At 66.6% G+C, this 24,365-nt stretch carries 28 protein-coding genes; 13 read left to right on the top strand and 15 right to left on the bottom strand.

Features of this window, described 5'->3' with window-relative positions:
• Positions 1 to 72 precede the first annotated feature (72 nt).
• On the bottom strand, positions 73 to 2,691 hold the full coding sequence (gene pepN / locus LWE61_RS01285; protein ID WP_234148057.1) for an aminopeptidase N: 2,619 nt from the start codon (positions 2,689 to 2,691) through the stop codon (positions 73 to 75).
• 122 nt (positions 2,692 to 2,813) lie between these two features.
• Here pepN and LWE61_RS01280 point away from each other — a divergent pair, with 122 nt between their 5' ends.
• The 8 genes from LWE61_RS01280 (at position 2,814) to LWE61_RS01245 (ending at position 8,573) form a co-directional block, all read left to right on the top strand.
• Positions 2,814 to 3,602 (top strand): Rossmann-fold NAD(P)-binding domain-containing protein, encoded by a 789-nt coding sequence (locus tag LWE61_RS01280; protein WP_234148053.1) that lies wholly within the window; start codon positions 2,814 to 2,816, stop codon positions 3,600 to 3,602.
• 150 nt (positions 3,603 to 3,752) lie between these two features.
• Positions 3,753 to 3,887: a 50S ribosomal protein L34 gene (gene rpmH / locus LWE61_RS01275; RefSeq protein ID WP_234148052.1), complete on the top strand. Its 135-nt coding sequence runs from the start codon at positions 3,753 to 3,755 to the stop codon at positions 3,885 to 3,887.
• A gap of 41 nt (positions 3,888 to 3,928) precedes the next feature.
• A complete protein-coding gene (rnpA, locus tag LWE61_RS01270) occupies positions 3,929 to 4,372 on the top strand; it encodes a ribonuclease P protein component (protein WP_234148587.1) in 444 nt (147 codons plus the stop codon).
• Positions 4,369 to 4,611, top strand: coding sequence for a membrane protein insertion efficiency factor YidD (gene yidD / locus LWE61_RS01265; protein WP_234148051.1), 243 nt, complete (start codon positions 4,369 to 4,371; stop codon positions 4,609 to 4,611). Before rnpA ends, yidD begins: the two co-directional genes overlap by 4 nt.
• A 23-nt stretch (positions 4,612 to 4,634) precedes the next feature.
• Positions 4,635 to 6,356 carry a membrane protein insertase YidC gene (gene yidC / locus LWE61_RS01260; RefSeq protein WP_234148050.1) on the top strand — a complete coding sequence of 574 codons (1,722 nt, stop codon included), beginning with the start codon at positions 4,635 to 4,637 and terminating at the stop codon, positions 6,354 to 6,356.
• 47 nt (positions 6,357 to 6,403) lie between these two features.
• A complete protein-coding gene (gene yihA / locus LWE61_RS01255) occupies positions 6,404 to 7,093 on the top strand; it encodes a ribosome biogenesis GTP-binding protein YihA/YsxC (protein ID WP_234148048.1) in 690 nt (229 codons plus the stop codon).
• 255 nt (positions 7,094 to 7,348) lie between these two features.
• Positions 7,349 to 8,023 (top strand): glutathione S-transferase family protein, encoded by a 675-nt coding sequence (locus LWE61_RS01250; protein WP_234148046.1) that lies wholly within the window; start codon positions 7,349 to 7,351, stop codon positions 8,021 to 8,023.
• Positions 8,024 to 8,048: 25 nt separating this feature from the next.
• A complete protein-coding gene (locus LWE61_RS01245; RefSeq protein ID WP_234148044.1) occupies positions 8,049 to 8,573 on the top strand; it encodes a GAF domain-containing protein in 525 nt (174 codons plus the stop codon).
• A gap of 228 nt (positions 8,574 to 8,801) precedes the next feature.
• Here the strand turns inward: LWE61_RS01245 and LWE61_RS01240 are convergent, their stop codons facing one another.
• The 9 genes from LWE61_RS01240 to LWE61_RS01200 all read right to left on the bottom strand — a co-directional run bounded on the left by LWE61_RS01240 (position 8,802) and on the right by LWE61_RS01200 (position 15,327).
• Positions 8,802 to 9,170: a HesB/IscA family protein gene (locus LWE61_RS01240; protein ID WP_234148043.1), complete on the bottom strand. Its 369-nt coding sequence runs from the start codon at positions 9,168 to 9,170 to the stop codon at positions 8,802 to 8,804.
• Positions 9,170 to 9,685, bottom strand: a complete 516-nt coding sequence (locus LWE61_RS01235; RefSeq protein ID WP_234148041.1) for an SUF system Fe-S cluster assembly protein — start codon at positions 9,683 to 9,685, stop codon at positions 9,170 to 9,172. Before LWE61_RS01235 ends, LWE61_RS01240 begins: the two co-directional genes overlap by 1 nt.
• Complete coding sequence (locus LWE61_RS01230; protein WP_234148040.1) at positions 9,678 to 10,904, bottom strand: aminotransferase class V-fold PLP-dependent enzyme; 1,227 nt, start codon at positions 10,902 to 10,904, stop codon at positions 9,678 to 9,680. Before LWE61_RS01230 ends, LWE61_RS01235 begins: the two co-directional genes overlap by 8 nt.
• Entirely contained in the window at positions 10,901 to 11,671 is a 771-nt protein-coding gene (locus LWE61_RS01225) for a SufD family Fe-S cluster assembly protein (protein WP_234148039.1), read from the bottom strand. The genes LWE61_RS01230 and LWE61_RS01225 overlap by 4 nt, the downstream gene beginning before the upstream one ends.
• Positions 11,671 to 12,414 (bottom strand): Fe-S cluster assembly ATPase SufC, encoded by a 744-nt coding sequence (gene sufC, locus LWE61_RS01220; RefSeq protein WP_234148038.1) that lies wholly within the window; start codon positions 12,412 to 12,414, stop codon positions 11,671 to 11,673. The genes LWE61_RS01225 and sufC overlap by 1 nt, the downstream gene beginning before the upstream one ends.
• On the bottom strand, positions 12,398 to 12,793 hold the full coding sequence (locus tag LWE61_RS01215) for a hypothetical protein (RefSeq protein WP_234148036.1): 396 nt from the start codon (positions 12,791 to 12,793) through the stop codon (positions 12,398 to 12,400). The genes sufC and LWE61_RS01215 overlap by 17 nt, the downstream gene beginning before the upstream one ends.
• A complete protein-coding gene (gene sufB / locus LWE61_RS01210) occupies positions 12,790 to 14,265 on the bottom strand; it encodes a Fe-S cluster assembly protein SufB (protein ID WP_234148034.1) in 1,476 nt (491 codons plus the stop codon). Before sufB ends, LWE61_RS01215 begins: the two co-directional genes overlap by 4 nt.
• Entirely contained in the window at positions 14,262 to 14,738 is a 477-nt protein-coding gene (locus LWE61_RS01205) for an RrF2 family transcriptional regulator (protein WP_234148586.1), read from the bottom strand. Before LWE61_RS01205 ends, sufB begins: the two co-directional genes overlap by 4 nt.
• 130 nt (positions 14,739 to 14,868) lie before the next feature.
• A complete protein-coding gene (locus LWE61_RS01200; protein ID WP_267961539.1) occupies positions 14,869 to 15,327 on the bottom strand; it encodes a winged helix-turn-helix transcriptional regulator in 459 nt (152 codons plus the stop codon).
• Positions 15,328 to 15,407: 80 nt separating this feature from the next.
• Between LWE61_RS01200 and LWE61_RS01195 the strand changes: the two genes are divergently transcribed.
• The gene (locus tag LWE61_RS01195; RefSeq protein WP_234148033.1) at positions 15,408 to 15,986 is read left to right on the top strand and encodes an FMN-dependent NADH-azoreductase; all 579 of its coding nucleotides are present in this window, start codon (positions 15,408 to 15,410) and stop codon (positions 15,984 to 15,986) included.
• 70 nt (positions 15,987 to 16,056) lie between these two features.
• Here the strand turns inward: LWE61_RS01195 and LWE61_RS01190 are convergent, their stop codons facing one another.
• The gene (locus LWE61_RS01190; protein WP_234148032.1) at positions 16,057 to 16,998 is read right to left on the bottom strand and encodes a helix-turn-helix domain-containing protein; all 942 of its coding nucleotides are present in this window, start codon (positions 16,996 to 16,998) and stop codon (positions 16,057 to 16,059) included.
• A 342-nt stretch (positions 16,999 to 17,340) separates the two neighbouring features.
• Here LWE61_RS01190 and LWE61_RS01185 point away from each other — a divergent pair, with 342 nt between their 5' ends.
• Genes LWE61_RS01185 through LWE61_RS01175 form a run of 3 tightly spaced genes read left to right on the top strand, consistent with a single transcriptional unit; the run spans position 17,341 to position 21,957 of the window.
• Positions 17,341 to 18,399 (top strand): quinone-dependent dihydroorotate dehydrogenase, encoded by a 1,059-nt coding sequence (locus tag LWE61_RS01185; RefSeq protein WP_234148031.1) that lies wholly within the window; start codon positions 17,341 to 17,343, stop codon positions 18,397 to 18,399.
• 26 nt (positions 18,400 to 18,425) lie between these two features.
• Positions 18,426 to 20,114 (top strand): gamma-glutamyltransferase, encoded by a 1,689-nt coding sequence (gene ggt, locus LWE61_RS01180; protein ID WP_234148030.1) that lies wholly within the window; start codon positions 18,426 to 18,428, stop codon positions 20,112 to 20,114.
• A 52-nt stretch (positions 20,115 to 20,166) separates the two neighbouring features.
• Positions 20,167 to 21,957: an AMP-dependent synthetase/ligase gene (locus tag LWE61_RS01175; protein ID WP_234148029.1), complete on the top strand. Its 1,791-nt coding sequence runs from the start codon at positions 20,167 to 20,169 to the stop codon at positions 21,955 to 21,957.
• Between the two features lie 6 nt (positions 21,958 to 21,963).
• Here the strand turns inward: LWE61_RS01175 and LWE61_RS01170 are convergent, their stop codons facing one another.
• From LWE61_RS01170 to LWE61_RS01155, 4 genes are read right to left on the bottom strand one after another with little or no spacing between them, the layout of a single operon-like run.
• Positions 21,964 to 22,383 carry a hypothetical protein gene (locus tag LWE61_RS01170; RefSeq protein ID WP_234148027.1) on the bottom strand — a complete coding sequence of 140 codons (420 nt, stop codon included), beginning with the start codon at positions 22,381 to 22,383 and terminating at the stop codon, positions 21,964 to 21,966.
• Between the two features lie 47 nt (positions 22,384 to 22,430).
• Positions 22,431 to 23,159, bottom strand: coding sequence for a hydroxyacylglutathione hydrolase (gene gloB, locus LWE61_RS01165; RefSeq protein WP_234148026.1), 729 nt, complete (start codon positions 23,157 to 23,159; stop codon positions 22,431 to 22,433).
• Positions 23,146 to 23,550, bottom strand: coding sequence for a VOC family protein (locus tag LWE61_RS01160; RefSeq protein WP_234148024.1), 405 nt, complete (start codon positions 23,548 to 23,550; stop codon positions 23,146 to 23,148). Before LWE61_RS01160 ends, gloB begins: the two co-directional genes overlap by 14 nt.
• Positions 23,544 to 23,960, bottom strand: a complete 417-nt coding sequence (locus LWE61_RS01155; protein ID WP_234148021.1) for a VOC family protein — start codon at positions 23,958 to 23,960, stop codon at positions 23,544 to 23,546. The genes LWE61_RS01160 and LWE61_RS01155 overlap by 7 nt, the downstream gene beginning before the upstream one ends.
• Positions 23,961 to 24,135: 175 nt before the next feature.
• On the opposite strand from LWE61_RS01155, the gene LWE61_RS01150 reads away from it, so the two are divergent.
• Complete coding sequence (locus tag LWE61_RS01150) at positions 24,136 to 24,282, top strand: lmo0937 family membrane protein (protein ID WP_234148019.1); 147 nt, start codon at positions 24,136 to 24,138, stop codon at positions 24,280 to 24,282.
• Positions 24,283 to 24,365: the final 83 nt, after the last annotated feature.

The raw sequence follows: 24,365 nt of genomic DNA, 5'->3' as shown, positions 1-24,365 counted from the left end.
ACCGGCATGAAAGGTCAGGGCCGGCATGAGAGGTAGTGCGGCGCTCGATCGCCGCAATCACCGCCCTCTCCCTCATCCCAGGCTCTTCACCACCTGCTCGCGCACATCCTTGGACAGGTCCGCACTGTCCTCGATCCGGCGCAGTTGCGCCTGCATCAGCGCGGCGCGCCCCTCGTCGAACCGCCGCCAGCGGCCCAGCGGCGGGACCATGCGCGCGGCCACCTGCGGATTGATCGCGTCCACCGCCAGGATGAAGTCGCCGACCATGCGATACCCCTTGCCGTCCGCCCGGTTGAACGCCCACTGGTTGCCGGAGAAGGCCCCGTACAGCGCCCGCGCCCGGTTGGGGTTGGCCAGCGTGAAATCCTTGTGCCGGGCCAGTTCCTCGATCAGTTCCACCGTATCGGGGTGAAAGCTGAACGCCTGCGTCTGGAACCATTTGTCCAGCACCAGCGCATCCTTGCTGTAGCGGTTGTAGAAGATGTCGAGCGCCGCCTCCCGCTCATCGCTGGTGCCATTGGCCAGCGTGGCGAGCGCGGACTGCCGCTCCGTCATATTGTCCGCCCCGTCGAACTGAGCAAAGGCGATGGCCGGGCCATCCTTCGCCCCCGACGCGACGAGGAAGTTCAACGCCACATTGCGCAACCGCCGCGCCGCCTTGGCATCGGGGGAGAGGGAGAAACCCTTGCGCGCCGACGCCGTGTGCAGGGCGCGCCACTGGTCCTCCAGCACCCGCCCGATCTCCGCCTGCAAGGCCTCGCGCGCCGCATGGATGCCGTCCGGGTCCACCACCGGCATCTGGTCGCCCAGATAGGCCTCGCCGGGCAGCTTCACCGCCTCCGCCACAAAGGCCCCGTCCAGCGCAGGGTCGGCCAACGTGCGGCGGATCGCCTCGATCACCGGCCCGCTCTCCAGCCGGTCGCCCGCGATATGCGCCATCAGCACATTGACCATCAACTGTTGCATCGCCTCGTATCGACCGAACGGGTCGTCATCATGCGCCGACAGCAGGGCCAGGTCGGCGTTGCTGCGGTTCGCCTCCACGATCACGGGGGCGGAAAAGCCGCGGTTGATCGACAGCACCGGCGGCTTTGCATGGCCGGGGCGGGTGATGGTGACGCTGAGCCGGTCGAGCATCACCAGCTCCTCCGCCGCCTGCCCCGGCGCCTGCGGATCGAACAGCGCGACGCGCAGCGGGATCGCCATCGCCTGCTTCACCGGCTGGCCCGGCGTCGCGGGCAGGGTCTGGGTCAGGGTCAGGCTGGCGCGGCCCGTCGCCGCGTCGTGGGACAGGGCGGCGGACACGCGCGGCGTGCCCGACTGGCTGTACCACAGGCGGAACTGCGTCAGGTCGACGCCGCTGGCATCCTCCATCGCCTTCACGAAATCCTCGCACGTCGCGGCCTCGCCGTCATGCCGGTCGAAATAGAGGTCGGTGCCCTTGCGAAACGCCGCATCCCCCAGGATCAGCGCGATCATGCGGATGATCTCCGCCCCCTTGTTATAGATGGTGGCGGTGTAGAAGTTGCTGATCTCCATATAGGATTCGGGGCGGATGGGGTGGGCCAGCGGCCCGGCATCCTCCGGGAACTGCCCGGCGCGCAGCATCCGCACATCCTCGATCCGCTTGACCGCATGGCTGCCCATGTCGGCGGAGAAATTCTGGTCGCGATAGACGGTGAAGCCCTCTTTCAGGCTGAGCTGGAACCAGTCGCGGCAGGTGACGCGATTGCCCGACCAGTTGTGGAAATATTCATGGGCCACCACGCCCTCCACCGCGTCATAGTCCAGGTCGCTCGCCGTTTCCGGGTCGGCGAGGATGTAGCGGCTGTTGAAGATGTTCAGCCCCTTGTTCTCCATCGCGCCGAAATTGAAATCGGACACGGCGACGATGTTGAACACGTCGAGGTCATATTCGCGGCCATAGACTGTCTCGTCCCAGGCCATGCTGTCCTTCAGCGCCTTCATGGCATGGTCGGTGCGGGGCAGGTCGCCCTCCTTGACCCAGATGCCCAGTTTCACCGTGCGCCCGCTCATCGTGGTGAAGCTGTCGGTGTTGCAGGACAGGTCGCCCGCGACCAGCGCGAAGAGGTAGCAGGGCTTGGGAAAGGGATCGGTCCAGCGCGCGAAATGGCGGCCGTCGCCGAAACTGCCATGTTCGACCGGATCGCCATTGGCCAGCAGGATGGGATAGTCGCCCTCGTCCGCGCGCAGCAGCACGTCGTAGCGGGAGAGGACATCGGGCCGGTCGGGGAAGAAGGTGATGCGGCGGAACCCCTCCGCCTCGCACTGGGTGCACAGCAGGCCGCCCGATGCATACAGGCCCATCAGCTTGGTGTTGGCGATGGGGGAGAGGGTCGTTTGCGTCTCCACCACATGCGCGCCGCCGGTCAGCGGGATGACCAGCGCCTCCTCCTCCAGCGCATAGCCGCCTTCGGGCAGGTCCACCCCGTCCACCGTCACGCGAGTCGGGCTGATGCCGTCCCGGTCGAGGCGCAGCGGGCGGTCGTGCTCGCCGTTGCGGGTGACGGAGAGGCGGGCGGTGACGATCGTCGCATCGGGATCGAGGTCGAAGGTCAGCGCGATGTCGGGCACCAGCCAGTCGGGCACGCGATAGGCCTCACGGCGGATGATGACGGGCGCGGACGCCGCAGAAAGGGCGGAGGTGGGGGGGGTGGAGATGTCGGCCATGCGGAGGAGACTAGGGGCAGGCGCGGGCCGGGACAATGCGCCTCGCGGGCGAAGGTGGTAAAAATGGTCCGATGCGGGCAGAAGGATCGTCACAGGAACCGGCACAGGCATAGGGACAGGCATTGACGCATCTCCTCATCTTCGGGCTGGGCTATACGGCGGGACGGATCGCGGACCGGCTGGCGGCGGACGGCTGGACGGTCGAGGCGACGGGCACCAAGGGCACGCTGGACTTTGCGGATGGGGATGCCGTGCGCGCCGCCATCGGGCGGGCCAGCCACATCCTCTCCTCCGTCCCCCCGGCACAGGGGGTGGACCCGGTGCTGGTCCATCATGGCGCGGCGCTGGCGGCGGCGGGGCCTGTGCGCTGGACCGGTTACCTCTCCTCCACCGGCGTCTATGGCGATGCGGGCGGCGCGTGGGTGGACGAGAGCGCGCCGACCGGCCGGGGACGGCGGCAGGCGCGGACGGAGGCGGACGCGGCGTGGCAGGCCCTGCGCGGCGACGTGCGCGTCTTTCGCCTGCCCGGCATCTATGGTCCGGGGCGCAGCGCGCTGGACCGGGTGCGGCAGGGTCAGGCGCATCGCATCGACCTGCCCCACCAGATATTCAGCCGGGTGCATGTCGACGACATCGTCTCCGGCGTCATCGCCAGCTTCGACGGGCCGCCGGGCGTCTATAATCTGGCCGACGACCTGCCCTGCCACCAGAATCAGGTGGTAGAGGCGGCAGCGGAGTTGCTGGGGCTGGAACCGCCCCCGCTGCAATCCATGGCGGCGGCGGACCTCAGCCCGGCGGCGCGCGCCTTCTATGCGGAGAATCGGCGGGTCGCCAATGGCAAGGCGAAGCGGCTGCTGGGCTGGCGACCCCGCCATGCGGACTATCGCTCCGGGCTGCGCGCCTGCCTGTAGCGCTTGCCGCCAATCCTGCCGCCGATCCCCCTGATCGACCCGGCGATTGACATTACCGCCACTTTTCCCTAATCGCGCTCGCCAGACAAGCGGCCGCCTCTGCGCGGCCCTTTTTCGTCTTACCGATTCTGATATTTCGAGGAATGACCGATGAAGCGCACTTTTCAGCCGAGCAATCTCGTTCGCAAGCGCCGCCACGGCTTTCGCGCACGTATGGCGACCGTTGGCGGCCGCAATATCCTGCGCGCACGCCGTTCGCGTGGCCGCAAGAACCTGAGCGCCTGAACGATTCGGCCACAGGCGATTTGGATATGCCGCTGGGGAAGATGACCCGGCGCGCGGACTATCTCGCGGCGAATCGCGGACAGCGCCAGACGACTCCGGGGTTTATCCTGCTGGTCCGTGACCGGCGGGACGGCGACCCTGCCGCGCGTCTGGGCATAACCGTGTCGAAAAAAGTGGGCGGCGCTGTCGTGCGAAATCGCATGAAGCGCCGTTTCCGCGTTTTGGGGCGCGAGCTGCTCGACGCCCATGCGCTGCCCGGTTCCGACCATGTGCTGATCGGCCGCAAGGATGGCGTGGAGCGCGATTTCGCCGCCCTGCGCGCGGAGTTGCAGGCGGCCCTGGCGCGCGCCGCGAAGAAGGCCGCCAAGGGCCAGGGCGAACGGGGCCAAGGTGAGCGCCCGAACCGGCACGCCACGCAGACCCCCGCCGCGCCCACCACCGAATCACCGGCCGCCTCCCTGTCATCAGGCCCCGACGGCCCTTGATCGCCCGGCTCTTCATCCTCATCGCCCTAGCCTGGCAATGGGGGCCGAGCCGCATCCTGCCGCCCACCTGCCGCTACGCCCCCAGCTGCTCCGCCTATGCGATAGAGGCGCTGGAACGGCATGGCGCGATCAGGGGTGGCTGGCTGGCGATGAAACGTCTATTGCGCTGCCATCCATGGGGCGGGTCGGGCTATGACCCGGTGCCACCCTGTGACTGCACGACCCACATATCCCGATAAAAACGGCGGACCGGATCACATTCATGCACGCGGACGACAAGCGTAACATCCTCATCGCGGCAGTCTTCACGATCGCCATCCTCTTCGGGTGGCCCTATGTCGCGAAGCATTTCTTCCCGCCTGCCGCACCGCCCGCGACCACGATCGAGGGGGGCAAGACCACGCCCGTCGCGCAACCGTCCGCCGACCCGGCGCTCGATTCGCCCGCCGCGACCCGCGACCGCGCCACCGTGCTGCGCGCCGCGCCGCGCATCGCCATCGAAACGCCGAAGCTGAAAGGCTCGCTGTCGCTCAAGGGCGCGCGGATCGACGATGTGGTGCTGCCCACCTACAAGGAAACGGTCGCGAAAGATTCGCAGCCGATCCGCCTCTTCTCCCCCAGCGGCACCGCCGACGCCTATTTCGCGGGCCTCGGCTGGAGCGGCGAGGGCGTGCGCGCCCCCGACGGCAACACCGTCTGGACGGCGGAGGGCATGAAGCTGACCCCCACTACCCCGGTCACCCTGCGCTGGGACAATGGCGCGGGCCAGCTTTTCTCCATCAAGCTGACGGTCGATCAGGATTATATGATCGCCGCCACGCAGACCGTGCAGAACAAGGGTGCGGGCACGGTGGGGGTGCGTCCCTATGCCTATGTCAGCCGCCGCGGAAAACCCAAGGATCAGGACACCTGGACCATCCATGTCGGCCCCATCGGCGTGTTCAACGACGCGGCCAATTATGGCGTCGATTTCAAGACGCTGGACGAGGAAGGGCCGCAGAAATTCACCAGCACCGGCGGCTGGGTCGGCTTTACCGACCATTATTGGCTGGCGGCGGTGATCCCCGACCAGACGGCATCGGTCAGCTCCACCTTCCGCAAGGGCGACGGCGACCAGTATCAGGCGGACTTTTCCGGTGAGACCAAGCTGGTCGCGGCGGGCAAGGCCGTCTCCACGACCAGCCGCATCTTCGTCGGCGCGAAGGAGACCCAGCTTCTCGACCGCTATCAGGATGGCGCGAACGGGGTGCAGGGCATCGCCAAGTTCGACCGGTCGATCGACTGGGGCTGGTTCTACTGGTTCGAAAAGCCGATCTTCTACCTGCTCGACTGGCTGTTCAAGGCGATCGGCAATTTCGGCGTCGCCATCATCTGCCTGACTTTCATCGTGCGCGGCATCATGTTCCCCGTGGCGCAGCGCCAGTTCGCCTCCATGGCGCAGATGCGCGCGGTGCAGCCGAAGATGAAGGCGATTCAGGAGAAGTATAAGAACGACAAGGCGAAACAGCAGCAGGAGATCATGGAGCTGTACAAGCGGGAGAAGGTGAACCCGCTGGCCGGCTGCCTCCCCATCTTCCTGCAAATCCCGGTGTTCTTCGCGCTGTACAAGGTGCTGACCCTGACCATCGAGATGCGGCACCAGCCGTTCGCGCTGTGGATCAAGGATCTGTCCGCGCCCGATCCGCTGCACATCCTCAACCTGTTCGGCCTGCTGCCCTTCACGCCCCCGGCGTTCCTGGGCATCGGCGTGCTGGCGGTCCTGCTGGGCATCACCATGTTCCTGCAATTCCGCCTGAACCCCGCGCCGATGGACGCGACGCAGAAGCAGGTGTTCGCGATCATGCCGTGGATGATGATGTTCGTGATGGCGCCCTTCGCCACCGGCCTGCTGATCTACTGGATCACGTCCAACATCCTGACCGTGGCGCAGCAGCAATGGCTGTATCGCCGCCACCCCGCCCTCAAGGAAAAGCCCGCCGGTTGATCCGGCAGGCTTTGACCGACGGAAACCGGGCCGAAGGAGGCCGGGCCATGACTGAAGAGCATTTCAACGAGCAGGACGAACAGGACCGGGCGGACCGGATCGAGGAGGCGCGCAAGATCTTCTCCGGCCCGATCACCTTCCTGCGGTCCGCCCCTGCGCTGAAGTTCCTGCCGGAACCGGACGTGCCGGAAATCGCCTTTGCGGGCCGGTCCAACGTGGGCAAGTCGTCGCTCATCAACGCGCTGACCAACCGCAACGGCCTCGCGCGCACGTCCAACACGCCGGGACGGACGCAGGAGCTGAACTTCTTCGACGTGGCCGGGAACGGCGGCGGGATGGAGGGGGTGCTGCCCCTGTTCCGCATCGTCGACATGCCCGGCTATGGCTATGCCAAGGCGCCCAAGGATATCGTGCGGCAGTGGCGGTTGCTGGTGAACGACTATCTGCGCGGGCGTGCGGTGCTGAAACGCGCCGTCGTGCTGATCGACAGCCGCCATGGCATCAAGGATGTCGACCGCGACGTCATGGACATGCTGGACGGCGCGGCGGTCAGCTATCGCCTCGTCATGACCAAGGCGGACAAGGTGAAGGCCAGCGACCTTGCCACCGTCACCGAAGCGACCGCGCAGGAAGTCCGCAAGCGGCCCGCCGCCCACCCAGAGATCATCATGACCTCCGCTGAAAAGGGCATGGGCATACCGGAACTGCGCGCGGCGGTGATCGACGCGCTGGTCTGACAGAGCCGGGGGCGGTCGTTTCCACGGCCTCGCCCCCGCCCACGTCTCTCCGCCACGTCTCTCCTCCCTGTGGGACTGTGCCGCGCGATAAGCCGCAGGTCGCCCTGAGTTCCGACGATCCCGCGCCTCTTCCCTGAACCCCGTCGTCTGGCGCCCCTCCCTCCTGGCGAAGCGGCGTGCCCCCTTGGCGACAGCGACAAGGGTCGCTACCGAGAGGGGAATGATTGACGGCACAAGCGGGCGGACCCTCCTTCCATGATAAAGCTGATTATCGGCAACAAGGCCTATTCGAGCTGGTCGCTGCGCGGCTGGCTGGCCATGAAGCAATCGGGCCTTCCCTTCGAGGAACTGGTCGTGCCGCTCTATGACGCGGACTGGGACAAGCGGCGGGAGGGTGACGAGTTCGCCCCCTCCTCCGGCAAGGTGCCGATCCTGTGGGACGGCGACATCGTGGTCTGGGACAGCTTGGCCATCGTCGAATATCTGAACGAGGCATCGGGCGGCACCCGCTTCTGGCCGGAAGACAAGGGCGCGCGGGCCATGGCCCGGTCGATGGCGGCGGAAATGCACAGCGGCTTCGCGGCGCTGCGCCGCAGCTACAGCATGAACATCCGCCAGATCTATCCTCCTGCCCCGGTGGAAGACGCCGCGGCCGTCGACATCCGCCGCGTCATGGAATTGTGGGCGCAGGCGCGCGCCCGTTATGGCGGCACCGGCGATTTCCTGTTCGGGGAATTCGGTGCGGCGGACATCATGTTCGCGCCGGTCATTACCCGCCTCATCACCTACTCCCTGCCCGTCGCCCGTTTCGCCGAACCCTATATGCGGGCGGTGGTCGAGCATCCTTTCATGCAGGAATGGATCGGTGGCGCGCAGGCGGAGGATTGGGTAATAGAACGGTTCGAACAACAGGCGCCGACCGGGGGGTGAAGGCGCGCATGACGGGTGGGACATTTTGAGCGGCAATAGTGTGAACGGCGACAGCCTGAACGGCAGGGACGACTTTGCCCGCCAGTCGGCGGCGCAGGGCGATGACGATGCGATTCGCGCGATCCTGCACGAACTGTGCGACGTGACCGACATGGGCTTTGCCGCCGTCGCCCGCGTAACGGAAAGCCGGTGGATCGCGGTGCAGGTGCTCGACAAGATCGAGTTCGGCCTGAACCCCGGCGACGAGCTGGAGATCAAGACCACCATCTGCGACGAGATCCGCGCCTGTGGGCAGGAGGTCGTGATCGACGATGTGGCGGGCCATCAGCAGTGGCGGACCCATCATACGCCGATGCTCTATGGCTTTCGCAGCTATGCCTCCTTTCCGCTGACGCTGCCCGACGGCAGCTTCTATGGCACGCTCTGCGCCATTGACCCGCGCAGCCGCGCCGGATTGAGCGGTCCCGAAGTCGTGGCCCGGCTGACGGACTGCGCACGGCGGGTAGAGGCCATCCTCGCCACCAAGGCCCGCGTCGACGAACATCCCTGAACGGCCAGAGGCAAAGGAGCGGCAGGACGAGCGGGTCGTTGCCGGTGCCTGATGTCAGGGGCGGCAGGGACTCAGGGGCGGCAGGGACAGCGCACTGTCAGCCATCCTCTGGAGCGGGACGACATTCTATCGAACCGTCATCGCCAGCGCCGCGACGCATGGCGTCGATCCGATATTGCCAGACGCGGGGATCGTACGCCCGCCAGCAGTCGCTCCCCGGTCAGCCGATCAGACCGTGAAGCTCTCGCCGCAACCGCATGCGCCCTTGGCGTTGGGGTTGTTGAAGGTGAAGCCGGCGGTGAAATCATCCTCCACCCAGTCCATGGTCGAGCCGATCAGATACAGGACCGAACCGCCGTCGATGTAGAAGAGGCCGCCGGGTGTTGCGATCTTCTCGTCAAACTTCGCTTCCTCGGTCACATAATCGACCGAATAGGCAAGGCCGGAACAACCGCGACGGGGGGTGGACAGCTTGACGCCGATGGCCCCGTCCGGCGCGCGCGCCATCAGGTCGGCGATGCGCTGCTCCGCACCGGGCGTCAGCGTGACGGCGGCGGGACGGGCGCGGGCGGCGGCGGGCGTGGTCTGGACGTTCATCACAGCATCCCCAGTTCGAGTTTCGCCTCGTCGGACATTTTCTGCGGATCCCATGGCGGATCCCACACCAGATTGACCTCCGCATGGCCGACCCCCGGCACGGAACCAACGCGCAATTCCACCTCGGCCGGCATGGATTCGGCCACCGGGCAATGCGGCGTGGTCAGCGTCATGGTGACGACGGCATGGCCATCGGTGACCTCGACGCCATAGATCAGGCCGAGATCATAGATGTTGACCGGGATTTCCGGGTCGAAAATCTCCCGCAGGGCGGTGATGATGCCTTCATAGACATCCCCGCCCGGCTCGCCCGCCGGTACGCCAGCGGGCTTTTCCTGAAGAAAACCGTCCAGATAATCGCGCTTGCGGGGCGCGGGTTGCTCGCTCGCATCCGTCGGCACGCCGGACGCATTGACATCCACGCGCGCCCGCGCGGGAGGCGTCACGCCGTCCACTTCCTCGACCGCGATCCGACGTTCCTCGCCCTGATGTTCCGCCCCGATGTCCTCAGCCATTGCCGAAAATCTTCCTTACCCGTTCCATGCCCCGCGCCAGCGCCTCTATGTCGCTGGCATCGTTGTAGATGCCGAAGCTCGCCCGCGCGGTGGCGGGCACGCCCAGCGCCTCCATCAGCGGCTGGGCGCAATGATGGCCCGCGCGGATGGCGACGCCGCTTTCGTCCAATATGGTGCCGATGTCGTGGGGATGCACCCCCTCCATCGCAAAGGAGACGATGCCCGACGCATTCTCCGGCCCCAGCAGGCGCACGCTGTTGATGCTGCCCAGCACGTCCCGCGCAGCGGCGACCAGCGCCTGTTCATGCGCGGCGATACGATCCAGGCCGATCGCGGTCACATAGTCCATCGCCGCGGCCAGCCCGATCGCCTCCGCAATGGCGGGCGTGCCGGCCTCGAACCGGGTGGGCGCGGGTGCATAGGTCGTCTTCGCGAAGGTCACGCGGTCGATCATCGAGCCGCCACCCTGCCACGGTGGCATGGCGGAGAGAATCTCGCTCCGCGCCCACAATATGCCGATGCCGGTCGGGCCATAGAGCTTGTGCCCGGAAAAGGCGTAGAAGTCGCAATCCAGCGCCGCCACGTCCACCGCCATGCGCGGCACGGCCTGGCAGCCGTCGATCAATATCTTCGCGCCTACACCATGGGCGATGTCCGCCGCACGCCGCACATCCAGCGTGCTGCCCAGCACATTGGAGACATGGGCCAGCGCCACCAGCTTGTGCCGGTCCGAGATGAAGGCCGCCATCGCGTCCAGGTCGATGCGCCCGTCGCCGGTCAGCGGCACCACGTCGATACCCGCGCCGACCCGCTCCGCGATCAACTGCCACGGCACGATATTGCTATGATGTTCGAGGGTGGACAGCAGGATGCGATCCCCCGCCTTCAGGTTCGCCGCGCCCCAGCTGTTGGCGACCAGATTGATCGCCTCCGTTGCGCCGCGCACGAAGACGACCTCCGCCTCCTGCCCGTTGATGAAGCGGGCCACGGTGCGCCGCGCCGCCTCATAGGCCAGCGTCATGTCCGCCGAGCGGGAATAGACGCCGCGATGCACGGTGGCATAGGTCTCGCCCAGCGCCCGCGCCACCGCGTCGATCACGACGCGCGGCTTCTGCGCGGTCGCGCCGGTGTCGAGATAATGCCAGGGCTTGCCGTCCGCCCCGATCAGGCCGGGAAAGTCCGCGCGCACGTCGATGGGGGCGTCGAGGACGCTGCTCACGCCAGTTTCTCCGCCATGTTCAGCGCCGCCAGCTTGGCCAGCGCCGCCGCCTCGAACCGCTCCCGCTCCGCCTCGTCGGCCATGTCGTCGAACAGGCCCGCGATGAACGCCTGCAACAGCAAGGTCCGCGCGCTCTTCGGGTCCAGCCCGCGCGAAGCGCAGTAGAACAGGGCCTGACTGTCCAGTTCGCCGACCGTGGCGCCATGGGCGCATTTCACGTCGTCGGCAAAGATTTCCAGTTCCGGCTTGGCGTTGGCGGTCGCCGTGCGATCCAGCAGCATCGCCTTGACCGATTGCGCCGCGTCCGTCTTTTGCGCGTCGCGCGCCACGGCGATCCGGCCGAGGTAGCTGCCCGTCGCATGATCGGCGAGGATGGAGCGCACCGTCTGCTGCGACGTCGCCTCCGGCTCCGCATGGGTGACGACGGTGACGACTTCCAGCGTCTGGGTGCCGCCGCCGATGATCGCGGCGTTCAGGTCGAAATGCGCCCCCCGCCCCAGCGTGACGTCAAAGGTCACGCGACCCAGTTGCCCGCCGATGTTGAGGAGATGCGCGCGAAACGTGCCGCCCGCGCCGATGGTGACGGCGAAATCGCGCACGATGACCGCCCCGTCGGCCGCATCCTGCAACAGCGTCCGCGCGACGTCTTCACCCGCACCGACGACGATGACATCCGGTGCAGCGACGGGCCAGATGCTCGCTACCGACTCGACGTCGCTATAGCGCCATTCCTCGGACCTGCGGGTGGGGAGGGCGACGGCGGTCATTATGCGACAATCTCCGCATAGCCTTCACGCTCCAGCTCCAGCGCCAGCTCCGGTCCGCCCGACTTCACGATCCGTCCGCCCGCAAGGACATGGACGAAATCGGGTTTCACATAGTCGAGCAGCCGCTGATAGTGGGTGATGAGCAGCACGGCCTTGTCCGGCGCGCGCATGATCGTGTTGATCCCCGCGCCGACGATGCGCAGCGCGTCGATGTCGAGGCCGGAGTCCGTCTCGTCCAGGATCGCCAGCTTCGGGTCGAGGATGCCCATCTGCACCATCTCGGCGCGCTTCTTCTCGCCGCCGGAGAAACCGACGTTCACGGGGCGCTTGAGCATCTCCATATCCATACCGAGCAGCCCGGCCTTTTCCTTGGCCAGCTTGATGAAGGCGCCGCCCGACAGCGGTTCCTCACCGCGCGACTTGCGCTGGCTGTTGAGCGCCTCGCGCAGGAATTGCAGGTTGGAAACACCGGGGATTTCCACCGGATACTGAAAGCCCAGAAACAGGCCCGCCGCCGCCCGCTCATGCGGGGCGAGGTCGAACAGATCCTGCCCGTCGAAATCCACGGAGCCGCCGGTCACGTCATAATTGGGACGGCCGCCCAGCGTATAGGCCAGCGTCGACTTGCCCGCGCCGTTCGGCCCCATGATGGCGTGGATTTCCCCCGCGTTGATGGAGAGGGACAGGCCCTTGAGGATGGGCTTGTCCGCTACGGTGGACTGAAGGTCAGTAATATGGAGCATCGAACCACCCACGCATGAAATCCTGATCTTTGAAAATTCTCTCCAGCTTCGGCTTGCCCTTATCGAGGTCGTCCAGAAGCCGGTTTCCGTTCTTGGTATATATGTCGATGACCTCGAAGAGGCCCCAGACATTTTCGTATTTCCAGTAGCGCGCCGTTTCCTTCGCCTTTTCCACGGCGGTCAGCGCCCGCATGAAATCCGATCCAGCGTCTATTAGTGTCTTCAGGTCGGGGGCCGACTCGAACAGGTGAAAGGCAAATCCATTCTGCAGAACTGCCGCCCGCCGCCCGATTTGCCGGATCGCCTTGCGACGCTTCGCGATGCCGCTCCGGACCATCAGGTTCAGCGACGGCGCAAAGATCGCCCAGGGAAATTTCACCCCACGCTCCCCTCAAGGCTGATCCCCAGCAACTTCTGCGCCTCGACCGCAAATTCCATCGGCAGTTGCTGCAACACTTCCTTCGCAAAGCCATTCACGATCAGCGCCACCGCGCTCTCCTGATCCAAGCCGCGCTGCATGGCGTAGAACAGCTGGTCGTCGGAAATCTTCGACGTCGTCGCCTCATGCTCAATGGTCGCGGACGGGTTCTTCACCTCGATATAGGGCACGGTGTGCGCGCCGCATTCCGACCCCAGCAGCAGCGAGTCGCACTGGGTGAAGTTGCGCGCATTCTCCGCGCCCGGTCCCACGCGCACCAGCCCGCGATAGGTGTTGTCGCTATGCCCGGCGCTGATCCCCTTGGACACGATGGTCGAGCGGCTGCCCCGGCCATTGTGGATCATCTTGGTGCCGGTGTCGGCCTGCTGATAATTGTTGGTGACGGCGACGGAGTAGAACTCCCCCACCGAATCCTCCCCGTTCAGCACGCAGGACGGATATTTCCACGTCACCGCGCTGCCGGTCTCGACCTGCGTCCACGACACCTTCGACCGCGCGCCCTGGCACAGCGCCCGCTTGGTCACGAAATTATAGATGCCGCCCTTCCCCTCGGCGTCGCCGGGATACCAGTTCTGGACGGTGCTATATTTGATCTCCGCATCGTCCAGCGCGACCAGTTCGACCACGGCGGCGTGCAACTGATTCTCGTCGCGCATCGGCGCGGTGCAGCCCTCCAGATAGGAGACATAGCTGCCCTTTTCCGCGACGATCAGGGTACGCTCGAACTGGCCCGTATTCTCCGCATTGATACGGAAATAGGTGCTCAGTTCCATCGGGCATCGCACGCCCTCCGGCACGTACACGAACGTCCCGTCGGAGAAGACGGCGCAGTTGAGCGTGGCGAAATAATTGTCGTGCATGGGCACGATGCGGCCCAGCCACTTCTTCACCAGATCGGGATATTCGCGGATCGCCTCGCTGATCGAGCGGAAGATGACGCCCGCTTCCTCCAGCTCCTTGCGGAAAGTGGTGGCGACGGACACACTGTCGAACACCGCGTCCACGGCAATCTTGCGGCTGTTCTTGACGCCGGCCAGCACTTCCTGCTCGGCGATCGGGATACCCAGCTTCTCATAGGTTCGGCGGATTTCCGGGTCGAGGTCGTCCAGCGAGTCCAGCTCGATCTTCTTCTTGGGCGCCGCATAATAATAGGCGTCCTGGTAGTCGATCGGCGGGATATTCAGCTTCGCCCATTCCGGCGTGGGCATGGTCAGCCACAGGCGATAGGCCTTCAGCCGCCATTCCAGCATCCACTCCGGCTCATTCTTCTTGCCCGAAATAAACCGGACCGTGTCCTCCGACAGGCCCTTGGGCGCGAACTCCTGCTCCACGTCGGAGGAGAAGCCCCACTCATAGTCGGACGCCTTGGCAGCGGCGGCCAGCGCCTCCTGATTCTTGACGGGGGCGCTCATGCTAGGGCTCCGAGGATGGGCGTGGCGCCAAAGGCGGGAACGGGAGAGGGCACGGGGGCCGAAAGGCTGGCGAGCGAGACATGGGCGAGCGCGCCGCGCACCGCATCATTGACCGCGCTCCAGTGCGGCCGGACGGCGCAGGCGGCCTCCCGCTCGCACACATGGGCGCCATCCTTCTCGACACAGGCGGTCAGCGCGATGGGGCCTTCCACCGCCTCCACCACATCCGCCAGGCTGATCGTGGCGGCGGAGCGGGCAAGCCGGATGCCGCCGCCGGAACCGCGCGCGCTGTTGAGCAGGCCCGCACGGGTCAGCAGGCTGACCAGCTTCTGCGCCGTGGGCACATGGATGCCGGTCGCCGCCGCCAGTTCGGCGGCGCTGGTCAGCGCCCCACGGGCCGCTTCGCCACCGCAGCGGGCCGACGCGGCCTGCATCAGGACCACCGCCTGATCGGATAGACTGGAAAGTCGCATCATGTCCTCAATCTCACCCGGATTCTGTCCTGAAAGCCCTTATTGATAAGGGTTCTCAAATCGGAGTGATTCGTTCCGATTGCATGTGGCGACGGACGTGCCGGGGATCAAGGCTTTTGATGCGCCACCCCTATCCCAGCCTGTCCCGCTGCTGCAATTCCTCGTCGAATCGTTCCCGCGCATCCTTGATGGTGGTGATATTCGCCATCACCCATTCACCCAGCGCCGAAACCGGCACGCGAAGCGAATGGCCGAGAGGCGTCAGCGCATAATCGACGCGCGGCGGGATGCTGGGCGTGACGGTGCGCTGCACCAGCCCGTCCCGCTCCAGATTGCGCAGCGTCAGGGTGAGCATGCGCTGCGAAATGCCGTCCACCAACCGCTTCAGTTCGTTGAAGCGACGCGGGCCGCTCGCCAGAATCATGACGATCAGGATGCTCCATTTATCGCCGACCCGCGACAGGACTTCGCTGACCGTGCGGCATCCCGACTGAATCTGCACCGGATCGAGCGCGGCACAGGGTTCCCCCTGCCCGATTTCCCCACTGTCCGGCGCCTCGATGGTTACATTGCTGTGCCCGAGTGACAAGATTGTGCCTCCTTGCGGGCCATTCCCATGCGGTTACATATCCAGCCCTGGTTACTCATATATACCTAAAGGAACTGGAAATGAAGCTCCTCCACATCGATTCCAGCATCACCGGCGAACAGAGCGTCAGCCGCCAGCTGACCGCCTCCATCGTGGGGGCGCTGACCCGTGCCGACCCCGCGCTGGACGTCGCCCGGCGCGACCTTGCCGCCGACCCCCTGCCCCATCTCGATCTGGCCGCCCTGCCGGGCGACACGGGCGAGGCCGCCATCGCCAGCGCCGCGGTGCTGGAGGAGTTTCTGGCGTCCGACATCGTGGTGATCGGCGCGCCCATGTATAATTTCGGGGTTCCCGGCCAGCTCAAGGCGTGGATCGACCGCATCATGATCGCAGGCCGCACCTTCGCCTATACGGCGGAGGGGCCAAAGGGGCTGGCCAGGCCGAAGCGGGTGATCGTCGCGGTGTCGCGCGGTGGCTTCTATGGCGTGGAATCGCCCAGCGCAGCGGCGGAGCATGTCGAAACCTATCTGACGTCGGTGTTCGGCTTCATCGGCATCTCGCCCGAATTCGTGGTGGCGGAAGGGATCGCCGTGGGGCCGGAGCAGCGCGCCACCGCCATCGCCGCGGCCGACCGGCATATCGTGGCGCTGGCCGCCTGACGCAGCAACAGGCGGGACGGCGACAGGCGGGGAGGGCGGCCCCGCCCACGTCCCCCCTTCCCCCGCCGCGTCAGCTGATGCGGCTGAGATTGGCGATGGTGCCCGCCACGTCCCGCCGCCCCATGGTCAGGCGGATGACGAGGCTGGCATTGTCCCGCAACTGGCTGGGCGTCAGGCCGATGAAATGCTTGAACTCGCGGATGAAGTGCGACTGGTCATAGAAAGCGCCGTCGCACAGGTCCGCCCAGTCGATATTGTCGCGCGCCAATATCAGCGCACAGCGTAGCGCGCGATATTTGCGAGCGAGATATTTGGGCGGCGCGCCATAGAATCGGTTGCTCAGCCGAGCGATCTGCCGGGACGAGAGGCCGGTGACCTCCTGAAGGCTGTCGACGCGCGGCGAGCGTTCGTCCGCCAGCCATTCGTCGATGGCGAGGACGAACGCCTCCTCCGCCGGGCTGGGCGGACGGATGCAGGAGCGCAGGAAGGGCCACAGCAGCGCCGCCGCGTCGTCCGCATCGTCGATGCCACACAGTCGGGCATGCAGGTCGGACCATGCCCGCCCGAATCGCTCGGCAAGGTCGAAGACGCTGTCCGCCACCTCCCCCGCATCGCCCGCGCCCAACGCCACCCATCCCAGTGGCAGCACGGAGACGCCGATCACCCGCATCGGCCCGTCCACCTCGAACCGGGTGGCCGCGCTGGTCGGGCCGAGCATGCAGCAGGCGGGGGTCGATTCGCGGCGCCCATCGTGAAAGCTGTAGTCGCCGGTGCCCATGAGCATGAACCGGATCTGGGCGAAGTCCGCGCGGGTATGGTCCGAAACCGCCCGTTTGTCGGCGACGAACAGATACATGGGTCCGAACAGCGCCGACAGATCCTCCGGTGGCGCGAGATAGCTCAGCGACACGCGGTTGGTCGGCGGCGGCCCCTCCGTCCCTGACGGCTCTCCAAAAGGATCGGGAAGCGCGGGATCAGACGATCCCCCCGCCTCCGATGGACGATCTACCACAACATCTCCAAGATACTGCTGGCGCGACCTTACGGCTTATCATTGTTTCGTTTTGCGACGCTTGTCACAGTTCCCGGCGGATGTGAACAAAAAAGGGGACCGCCCGGCCAAAGCCAGACGGTCCCCCAAGGTATAAGGTCTCGTGAAGTCGGTTGACAACAGAGCCCTTCGGGTCGCACCGTTCGCCTACACTGGTTCTGCGCCGCAAATATTGGACGGAATCGACATTCGCGACGATAATGCGTTGCAAGGGCAGGTTTTCGGTTACGGACCCGTTCCGAAATCCGCCCTTTCCAGCAGAAATATCACGCAGTGCAGCGTAGCCTGTGATAGGCGCGCGTCATGATTTTCCGTTCGATCCGCCCGCTCCTGTTCCGGCTCGATGCAGAGTCGGCCCATCGCCTCACCATTCGCCTGTTGCGCCTGCTGCCCGCCAGCGCGTCCGCCGGATGCGACCCCATATTGCGACAAAGCCTGTTCGGGCTGGACTTTGCCGGGCCGGTCGGCCTGGCCCCCGGCTTTGACAAGGACGCAGAGGTCTATGACCGGATGGGCCGCTTCGGCTTCGCCTTTTCCGAGGTCGGCACGCTGACGCCGCGCCCGCAGGCGGGCAATCCCCGGCCCCGCCTGTTCCGGCTGGTGGAGGATGAGGCCGTCATCAACCGCATGGGCTTCAACAATGGCGGGCAGGCCGACGCTTATGCCCGGCTCGCCCGGCGGTCCGGCAAGGCGAAAGCGGGCGACCTCGTCGTCGGCGTGAACATCGGCGCGAACAAGGACAGCGAGGATCGCATCGTCGACTATGTCGCGGGCATCGCCGCGCTGGGCCGCCACGCCGACTATATCACCGTCAACATCTCCTCCCCCAACACGCCGGGCCTGCGCGCGCTGCAGGATCGCGGCGCGCTCGATTCGCTGCTGGCCGCGGTGATGGCCGCGCGCGGCGAATCGGGACCGCCGGTCTGGCTGAAGGTCGCGCCCGACCTCGAACCCGCCGACGTCACGGACATTGCCGAGGTCGCGCTGGCGCACCGCATCGACGCGCTGATCGTCTCCAACACCACCATCTCCCGCCCCGCGACGCTGCGCTCGCCGCTCGCCGGGGAGACGGGCGGGCTGTCCGGCGCGCCACTGCACGATCTGGCGCTGGAGCGGCTGCGCGATTTCCGCCGCGCGACCGGTGGCCGCCTGCCGCTGATCGGGGTCGGCGGCATCGGCAATGCGGAGCAGGCCTATGCCCGCATCCGCGCGGGCGCCTCATTGGTGCAGCTCTATTCGGCGCTGGTCTATGAAGGACCGATGCTGGCCCGCACGATCAACGAGGGGCTGGTCGCCCTACTCCGCCGCGACGGCTTCGCCAGCGTGGCGGATGCGGTCGGCGTCGATTGTCCGCTTGCATGACCGGCGTTGAAGGGCGACGTTCGGGCATGGCACGCTTTTCCCCCACGATCCGCGGCATCTTCGCCGTCCTGCTCATCGGCCTGTCGGCGGTGTCCGCCCGGGCCGATGGCGGGCTTGTCTCTGCCGCCGACCCGCGCGCGAGCGAGGCGGGGCAGGCGATATTGCGGCAGGGCGGCTCCGCGGCCGACGCCGCCATGGCGATGATGCTGGCGCTGACCGTGGTCGAACCGCAATCGAGCGGCATCGGCGGCGGCGGCTTCCTGCTCCATCATGACGGCACGGCCGGGCTGGTCGAAAGCATCGACGGCCGGGAAACCGCGCCCGCCGCCGCGACGCCGGACCGTTTCCTGGGCGCAGACGGGGCGCCGCTCTCCTTCCCCGCAGCCTTCCCCGGTGGCAAGTCGGTCGGCGTGCCCGGCAATATCGCGCTGATGGCGAAGGCCCATGCCAAATGGGGCAGGCTGCCCTGGGCCGACTTGTTCCAACCCGCGATCCGCCTTGCCGATCAGGGATTTGTCGTGAACCGCGTGCTGGCGGGCCGCCTCTCCGCCATGCAGGGCCTGTGGCGCGATTTCCCGGAGGCGCGCGCGCTCTATTGGGTCAATGGCGTCCCCGCATCGGAGGGCACGCTGCTGCGCAATCCCGCGCTCGCCGCCTTCCTGCGCCGGGTGGCGGCGGAGGGGCCGACCGCCTTCTACACGGGCGAAAATGCCGAGGCCATCGGCAAGGCCACCGCCGGGGCGGCGCAGAACCCCGCGACCATAACTCCGGCTGACATCGCCGGCTATGCCGCCCGCGAGCGCGCGCCCATCTGCGGCATCTACCGCGTCTACCGGATTTGCGGGATGGGCCCGCCCTCCTCCGGCGCGATCACCATCCTCCAGATATTGGGCATGTTGGAACGGTTCGACCTGACGAAGCTGGGCAAGGATTCGCCGCAAAGCTGGCACCTGATCGCGGAGGCCATGCAACTGGCCTATGCCGATCGCGACACATGGCTGGGCGACCGGGATTTCGTCGACGTACCGGTCGCGGGGCTGATCGACCCGGCCTATATCCGCACCCGTGGCCGCCTGATCGACCCGGCGCGCGCGCGCGGCCGTTATACGCCGGGCAAGCCGCTGGGCGCGCTGCCCCGGACGAAGGCGCTGTCGTCGGAAGTCCCCGCCACCACCCATTTCGTCGCCATCGACGGGACCGGCGACATCGTCAGCATGACCTCCACCATCGAGGGGCCGTTCGGCAGCCAGTTGATCGCCAACGGCTATTTCCTCAACAATGAACTGACCGATTTCACCTTCGCCCCCGAAAAGGACGGCGCGCCGGTCGCCAACCGGGTGACGGCGGGCAAGCGGCCCCTGTCCTCCATGGCCCCGACCATCGTCTATGGCCCGGACGGCAAGCCCGTGTTCGTGGTCGGCGCGGCGGGCGGGCGCACCATCATCATGCAGGTGGCCAAGGCGATCATCGCCCGGCTCGACTGGGGCCTGTCCCCGCGCGACGCCATCGGCCTCGGCCTGGTCTTCTTCAACCGCGACAGCGTGATACTGGAGCAGGGCGGCGGGCTGGACGCGCTGAAGGCCCCGCTGGAGGCAATGGGCCACACGGTCGCGATCGCGCCGCTGGGGCTGAAGGCCAATGCCGCCGCCCGGACGCCGACCAGGTGGGAAGGCGGCGCCGATCCGCGCAGTCCGGGGGTCGCGCTGGCGGAATAAGCGCGCTATTCGGGCCGCGCACCGCTACACAGGAAGGGGAGGATCAGGCCCGATGCGGCAGTTCGAGCATTTTCCGAACCTCACCACGATGTTCTTCGCGCGCGCCGCCGAGGAGGGCGACCGACCGTTCCTGCGCGTGAAACGCGATGGCGACTGGTCGGTGCAAAGCTGGGCGGCGGTGGCGCGCGATGTCGCCGCACTGGCCGCCGGCCTGCGCGCGCAGGGCGTGCAGCCGGGTGACCGGGTGATGCTCGTCAGCGAAAACCGCCCCGAATTCTGCATCGCGGACCTGGCCATCATGGCGGCGGGCGCGGTGACGGTGCCGACCTACACCACCAACACGACGGGCGACCACGCGCATATCATCACCGACAGCGGCGCGAGCGCGGTCATCTTCTCGACAGCGAAGATCGCCGCCGCCCTGCTGCCCGCCGTGCTGCGCTCCTCCATTCGCCTCGCCATCGCCATGGAGCCGCACCGCGCGTTGCAGGGCGGGGATGTCACCCTGCTCGACTGGGACCGCATCATCGCGGATCATCCGGCGGACGTCGCCGCCACCGCCGCCGCGCAGACGGCGCAGCGCGGCGACCTCGCCTGCATCATCTACACCAGCGGCACCGGCGGCGCGCCGCGCGGCGTGATGCAGCATCATGGTGCGATCCTGTGCAATGTGGAGGGCGCGCAGGCCATCATCGCGGAGGATTTCGGCTGGGAGGTGGACGAACGCTTCCTCTCCTTCCTGCCGATCAGTCACAGCTATGAGCATAGCGCGGGCCAGTTCCTGCCCATCGGGCTGGGCGCGGAAATCTGGTACGCCGAAAGCCTCGAAAAACTGGCCGCGAACATCAGCGAGGCGCGGCCCACCATCATGGTGGTCGTGCCGCGCCTGTTCGAGATGCTGCGCGTGCGCATCACCAAGGCGATCGAGAAGGAGGGCGGGATCGGCGTCCGCCTGCTCCACATCGCGCTGGCGCAGGGGGAACGGATCGCCCGCACCGGTCGGCGCGGCTGGCAGGACGGGCCGCTCGACTTCCTCCTGAACCACACGCTGCGCCCGAAAATACAGGCGCGCTTCGGCGGTCGGCTGAAAGCGCTGGTGTCCGGCGGCGCGCCCCTGAACCCGGAGGTCGGGCGCTTCTTTCAGGCGCTCGGCCTGACCCTGCTGCAAGGCTATGGCCAGACGGAGGCCGCACCGGTGGTCAGCTGTAACCGGCCGGGCGCGGGCATCCGCATGGACAGCGTCGGCCCGCCGCTCAGGAATGTCGAGATCCGCATCGCCGGGGATGGCGAGATATTGGTGCGCGGCGAACTGGTCATGCACGGCTATTGGCGCAACGATGCGGAGACGGCGCGGGTGTTGCAGGACGGGTGGCTCCACACCGGCGACATTGGCGAGATCGACGATGGTGGCCGCCTGCGCATCACGGATCGCAAGAAAGACCTGATCGTCAACGACAAGGGCGACAATGTCGCGCCGCAGCGGGTGGAGGGCATGCTGACCCTCCAGCCGGAGATCGGGCAGGCGATGGTGCATGGCGACCGGAGGCCCCATCTGGTCGCGCTGCTGGTGCCGGACCCGGACCATGCCCGCGACTGGGCGATAGCGCACGGCCTGCCGGAGGATGCGCCGCTCCACGACAATGCGGCCTTCGTGGCGACGCTGCGCGCGGCGGTCGACCGGGTGAATGCGGGCCTGTCCATCATCGAACGGGTGCGCCGCATCGCGCTGGCCGATGAACCCTTTGGCATAGAGAATGGCGAGATGACGCCGTCGCTCAAGATCCGCCGCCATGTCATCCGCGCCCGCTATCAGGCGCGGCTGGACGGGCTATATGGCGGCTGAAGCGCCCTAGCGGCCCGCCGCCCGATAGGGCACGAAATCGCCCAGCGCGCAGGACGCGCCGCGCATGCCGGTGGTCAGGTCGACGCCATAGACGATGTCGTTGCGGCAATATTGATCGTTCGTCGGGCGCAGCACCAGCGTGCTGCCCCGGCTGATCCCGGTGCAGGAACCGCGCAGGTCATTGCGATACACCAGGTCGCGATTGACGCGATAAAGCAGCAAATCGTCGGTCACGGCCTGCAGGCCATCGGTGCCGAGGATGCGGCTGACGCAGCTGACCGCCTTGCCGGGCACCTTCCCATCCAGTGCGCGCGCCAGTTCCTGCGCCTGCCGGTCCGACAGGCGCGCCGGTCCGGTCGTCGCCACGCTGCATCCCGCAAGGGCGATCAGCGCGCACAGGGACCATGATTTCGCTAGCCTTGTCATCGCACTGCTCTCCTGTTCCCTGTCGCGCCGATATAGCAGGGCCGCGATCAGAAGGCATCCTTTTCGGCACGGCGGCGGGCGAGTTCCGCCACGTCGCGCGCGCGGAAAAAGGGGTTGGTGGCCCGTTCGTCGCCGATGGTGGTGGGCACCGTCGCCTCCCCCTGCGCCCGCGCCGCCTCGACCGCGCGGAGCCGCGCGGCGGTCGCGGCATTGTCCGGCTCGGCATGGACGGCGTAGCGCCCGTTGGAGAGGGTGTATTCATGCGCGCAATAGACGCGGGTTTCATCCGGCAGGGTCGCGAACCTCTGCATGGCGGCGTGCATCTGCTCCGCCGTCCCCTCGAACAGACGGCCGCACCCCATGGCGAAGAGGGTGTCGCCGGTGAAGATGACGCCAAGGTCGGGCAGATGATAGGCGATATGCCCGGCGGTGTGCGCGGGCACCTCCCACACATGGGCGCGGACCCCCGCCAGGGTCGCGCTGTCGCCCTCGCCCACCGGATGGTCGATATGGCCGATCTTCGCTTGCTCGGCAGCGGGGGCGGTCACGGTCGCGCCGGTGGCGGCGCGGATGCCGGCATTGCCGCCGACATGATCGGGGTGCCAATGGGTGTTCCAGATCTGGGTGATGCGCCATCCGCGCGCCTCCGCCGCCGCCAACACCGGCTCGGCAACGGACGGGTCGATGGCCGCCGTCTCGCCACTCTCCGCCTCATGCAGCAGCCAGACATAATTATCGTTCAGCACCGGAACGCGCAGGATTTCAAAGGAGGGCATCATATCCTCTTTCAGTGAACTGGAGCAGGCAGAAGCCATGGCCAAAGGGGTCGGCAAAGGTCGCGATCCGTCCATAGGGCGCAGTGTCGATGCCCCTCTCGCGGATCGCGCCCGCCGCTTCGGCGCGCAGCACCGCGGCGTCGAGATCGTCCACGACCATATCCAGATGGACCGGCGTCCAGTGGCGGCGATAATCGCGCGCGCCGCCACCGGCGGGACCGATGGCCGACCCCGCATCGCCCTTCAACAGGTAGAGCGGCACCGGCAGGCCCAGCAATTCCACGAAATCGTCATCGAACCGCCGCCCGACATGCAGGGGCAGCGCCGCCGTGTAGAAGGCGACGCCCGCCGCCACGTCCGGCACGTCGATGTTGACCAGCAGCCCTACCATTGCCCGACATTGGGCATGGAAAGCCAGGGTTCGGCGGGGTCGAGATGACCGTCCTGCAACAGTTCGATGGAGATGCCGTCCGGTGTGCGGACAAAGGCCATATGGCCGTCGCGGGGTGGCCGGTTGATCGTCACGCCCGCATCCATCAGCCGCTGGCAGGTCGCGTATATGTCCTCCACCCGATAGGCGAGATGGCCGAAATTCCGCCCGCCGTCATAACCGGCCTCGCCCCAGTTATGGGTCAGTTCCACCTGTGCGCCCTCATCACCCGGCGCCGCGAGGAAGACGAGCGTATAGCGCCCCTTCTCATTCTCCATCCGCTTGGTTTCCTGAAGGCCGAGCAGGTTGAAGAAGGCGATGGTGGCGTCGATGTCGCTCACCCGGATCATCGTATGGAGATATTTGGGCATGGCAGGCTCTGTTCTTCCGTGCAGTGGATGGACACCCGCGGGCCTCCGCCGATCCATATAGGGGATGATGGGCGCGAGTGCACGGGCAGACCCTGCGGCGACCAATCCCTTTAATGCAACCTCCGCCCCCAACGGATCGTTGATGCACCGACTTCTATGAGAGAAAGGTGCCGCCATGTTGTGGACGATTTTCGTGATTCTGATCGTGCTGTGGCTCGCAGGCTTTGCGTTCCATATCGCAGGCGGGCTGATCCACCTGCTGCTGATCGTGGCGCTGGTCGTCGGCCTGATCCAGCTCTTCACCGGCCGCAAGGTGATGTAGATGGTCTGGACGGGCGGCAGGCGCCTGTAATCCTGCCGCCCGCCCCGAAAGAGATGATCCGGCCCGAAAGGGATAATCGGTTC

Source organism: Sphingobium sufflavum (assembly GCF_021403115.1).
GTDB lineage: Bacteria > Pseudomonadota > Alphaproteobacteria > Sphingomonadales > Sphingomonadaceae > Sphingobium > Sphingobium sufflavum.
Note: the sequence above shows the minus strand (reverse complement) of the source record. Positions and strands in the feature narration are given on the sequence as shown.

Bases quoted from the DNA above. Each gene is read 5' to 3' on its own strand.
- pepN (WP_234148057.1), bottom strand. From the start codon at position 2,691: ATGGCCGACATCTCCACCCCCCCCACCTCCGCCCTTTCTGCGGCGTCC.
- rpmH (WP_234148052.1), top strand. From the start codon at position 3,753: ATGAAGCGCACTTTTCAGCCGAGCAATCTCGTTCGCAAGCGCCGCCAC.
- rnpA (WP_234148587.1), top strand. From the start codon at position 3,929: ATGACCCGGCGCGCGGACTATCTCGCGGCGAATCGCGGACAGCGCCAG.
- yidC (WP_234148050.1), top strand. From the start codon at position 4,635: ATGCACGCGGACGACAAGCGTAACATCCTCATCGCGGCAGTCTTCACG.
- yihA (WP_234148048.1), top strand. From the start codon at position 6,404: ATGACTGAAGAGCATTTCAACGAGCAGGACGAACAGGACCGGGCGGAC.
- LWE61_RS01250 (WP_234148046.1), top strand. From the start codon at position 7,349: ATGATAAAGCTGATTATCGGCAACAAGGCCTATTCGAGCTGGTCGCTG.
- LWE61_RS01240 (WP_234148043.1), bottom strand. From the start codon at position 9,170: ATGAACGTCCAGACCACGCCCGCCGCCGCCCGCGCCCGTCCCGCCGCC.
- LWE61_RS01235 (WP_234148041.1), bottom strand. From the start codon at position 9,685: ATGGCTGAGGACATCGGGGCGGAACATCAGGGCGAGGAACGTCGGATC.
- LWE61_RS01225 (WP_234148039.1), bottom strand. From the start codon at position 11,671: ATGACCGCCGTCGCCCTCCCCACCCGCAGGTCCGAGGAATGGCGCTAT.
- sufC (WP_234148038.1), bottom strand. From the start codon at position 12,414: ATGCTCCATATTACTGACCTTCAGTCCACCGTAGCGGACAAGCCCATC.
- sufB (WP_234148034.1), bottom strand. From the start codon at position 14,265: ATGAGCGCCCCCGTCAAGAATCAGGAGGCGCTGGCCGCCGCTGCCAAG.
- LWE61_RS01205 (WP_234148586.1), bottom strand. From the start codon at position 14,738: ATGCGACTTTCCAGTCTATCCGATCAGGCGGTGGTCCTGATGCAGGCC.
- LWE61_RS01195 (WP_234148033.1), top strand. From the start codon at position 15,408: ATGAAGCTCCTCCACATCGATTCCAGCATCACCGGCGAACAGAGCGTC.
- LWE61_RS01185 (WP_234148031.1), top strand. From the start codon at position 17,341: ATGATTTTCCGTTCGATCCGCCCGCTCCTGTTCCGGCTCGATGCAGAG.
- ggt (WP_234148030.1), top strand. From the start codon at position 18,426: ATGGCACGCTTTTCCCCCACGATCCGCGGCATCTTCGCCGTCCTGCTC.
- LWE61_RS01175 (WP_234148029.1), top strand. From the start codon at position 20,167: ATGCGGCAGTTCGAGCATTTTCCGAACCTCACCACGATGTTCTTCGCG.
- LWE61_RS01170 (WP_234148027.1), bottom strand. From the start codon at position 22,383: ATGACAAGGCTAGCGAAATCATGGTCCCTGTGCGCGCTGATCGCCCTT.
- gloB (WP_234148026.1), bottom strand. From the start codon at position 23,159: ATGCCCTCCTTTGAAATCCTGCGCGTTCCGGTGCTGAACGATAATTAT.
- LWE61_RS01160 (WP_234148024.1), bottom strand. From the start codon at position 23,550: ATGGTAGGGCTGCTGGTCAACATCGACGTGCCGGACGTGGCGGCGGGC.
- LWE61_RS01155 (WP_234148021.1), bottom strand. From the start codon at position 23,960: ATGCCCAAATATCTCCATACGATGATCCGGGTGAGCGACATCGACGCC.
- LWE61_RS01150 (WP_234148019.1), top strand. From the start codon at position 24,136: ATGTTGTGGACGATTTTCGTGATTCTGATCGTGCTGTGGCTCGCAGGC.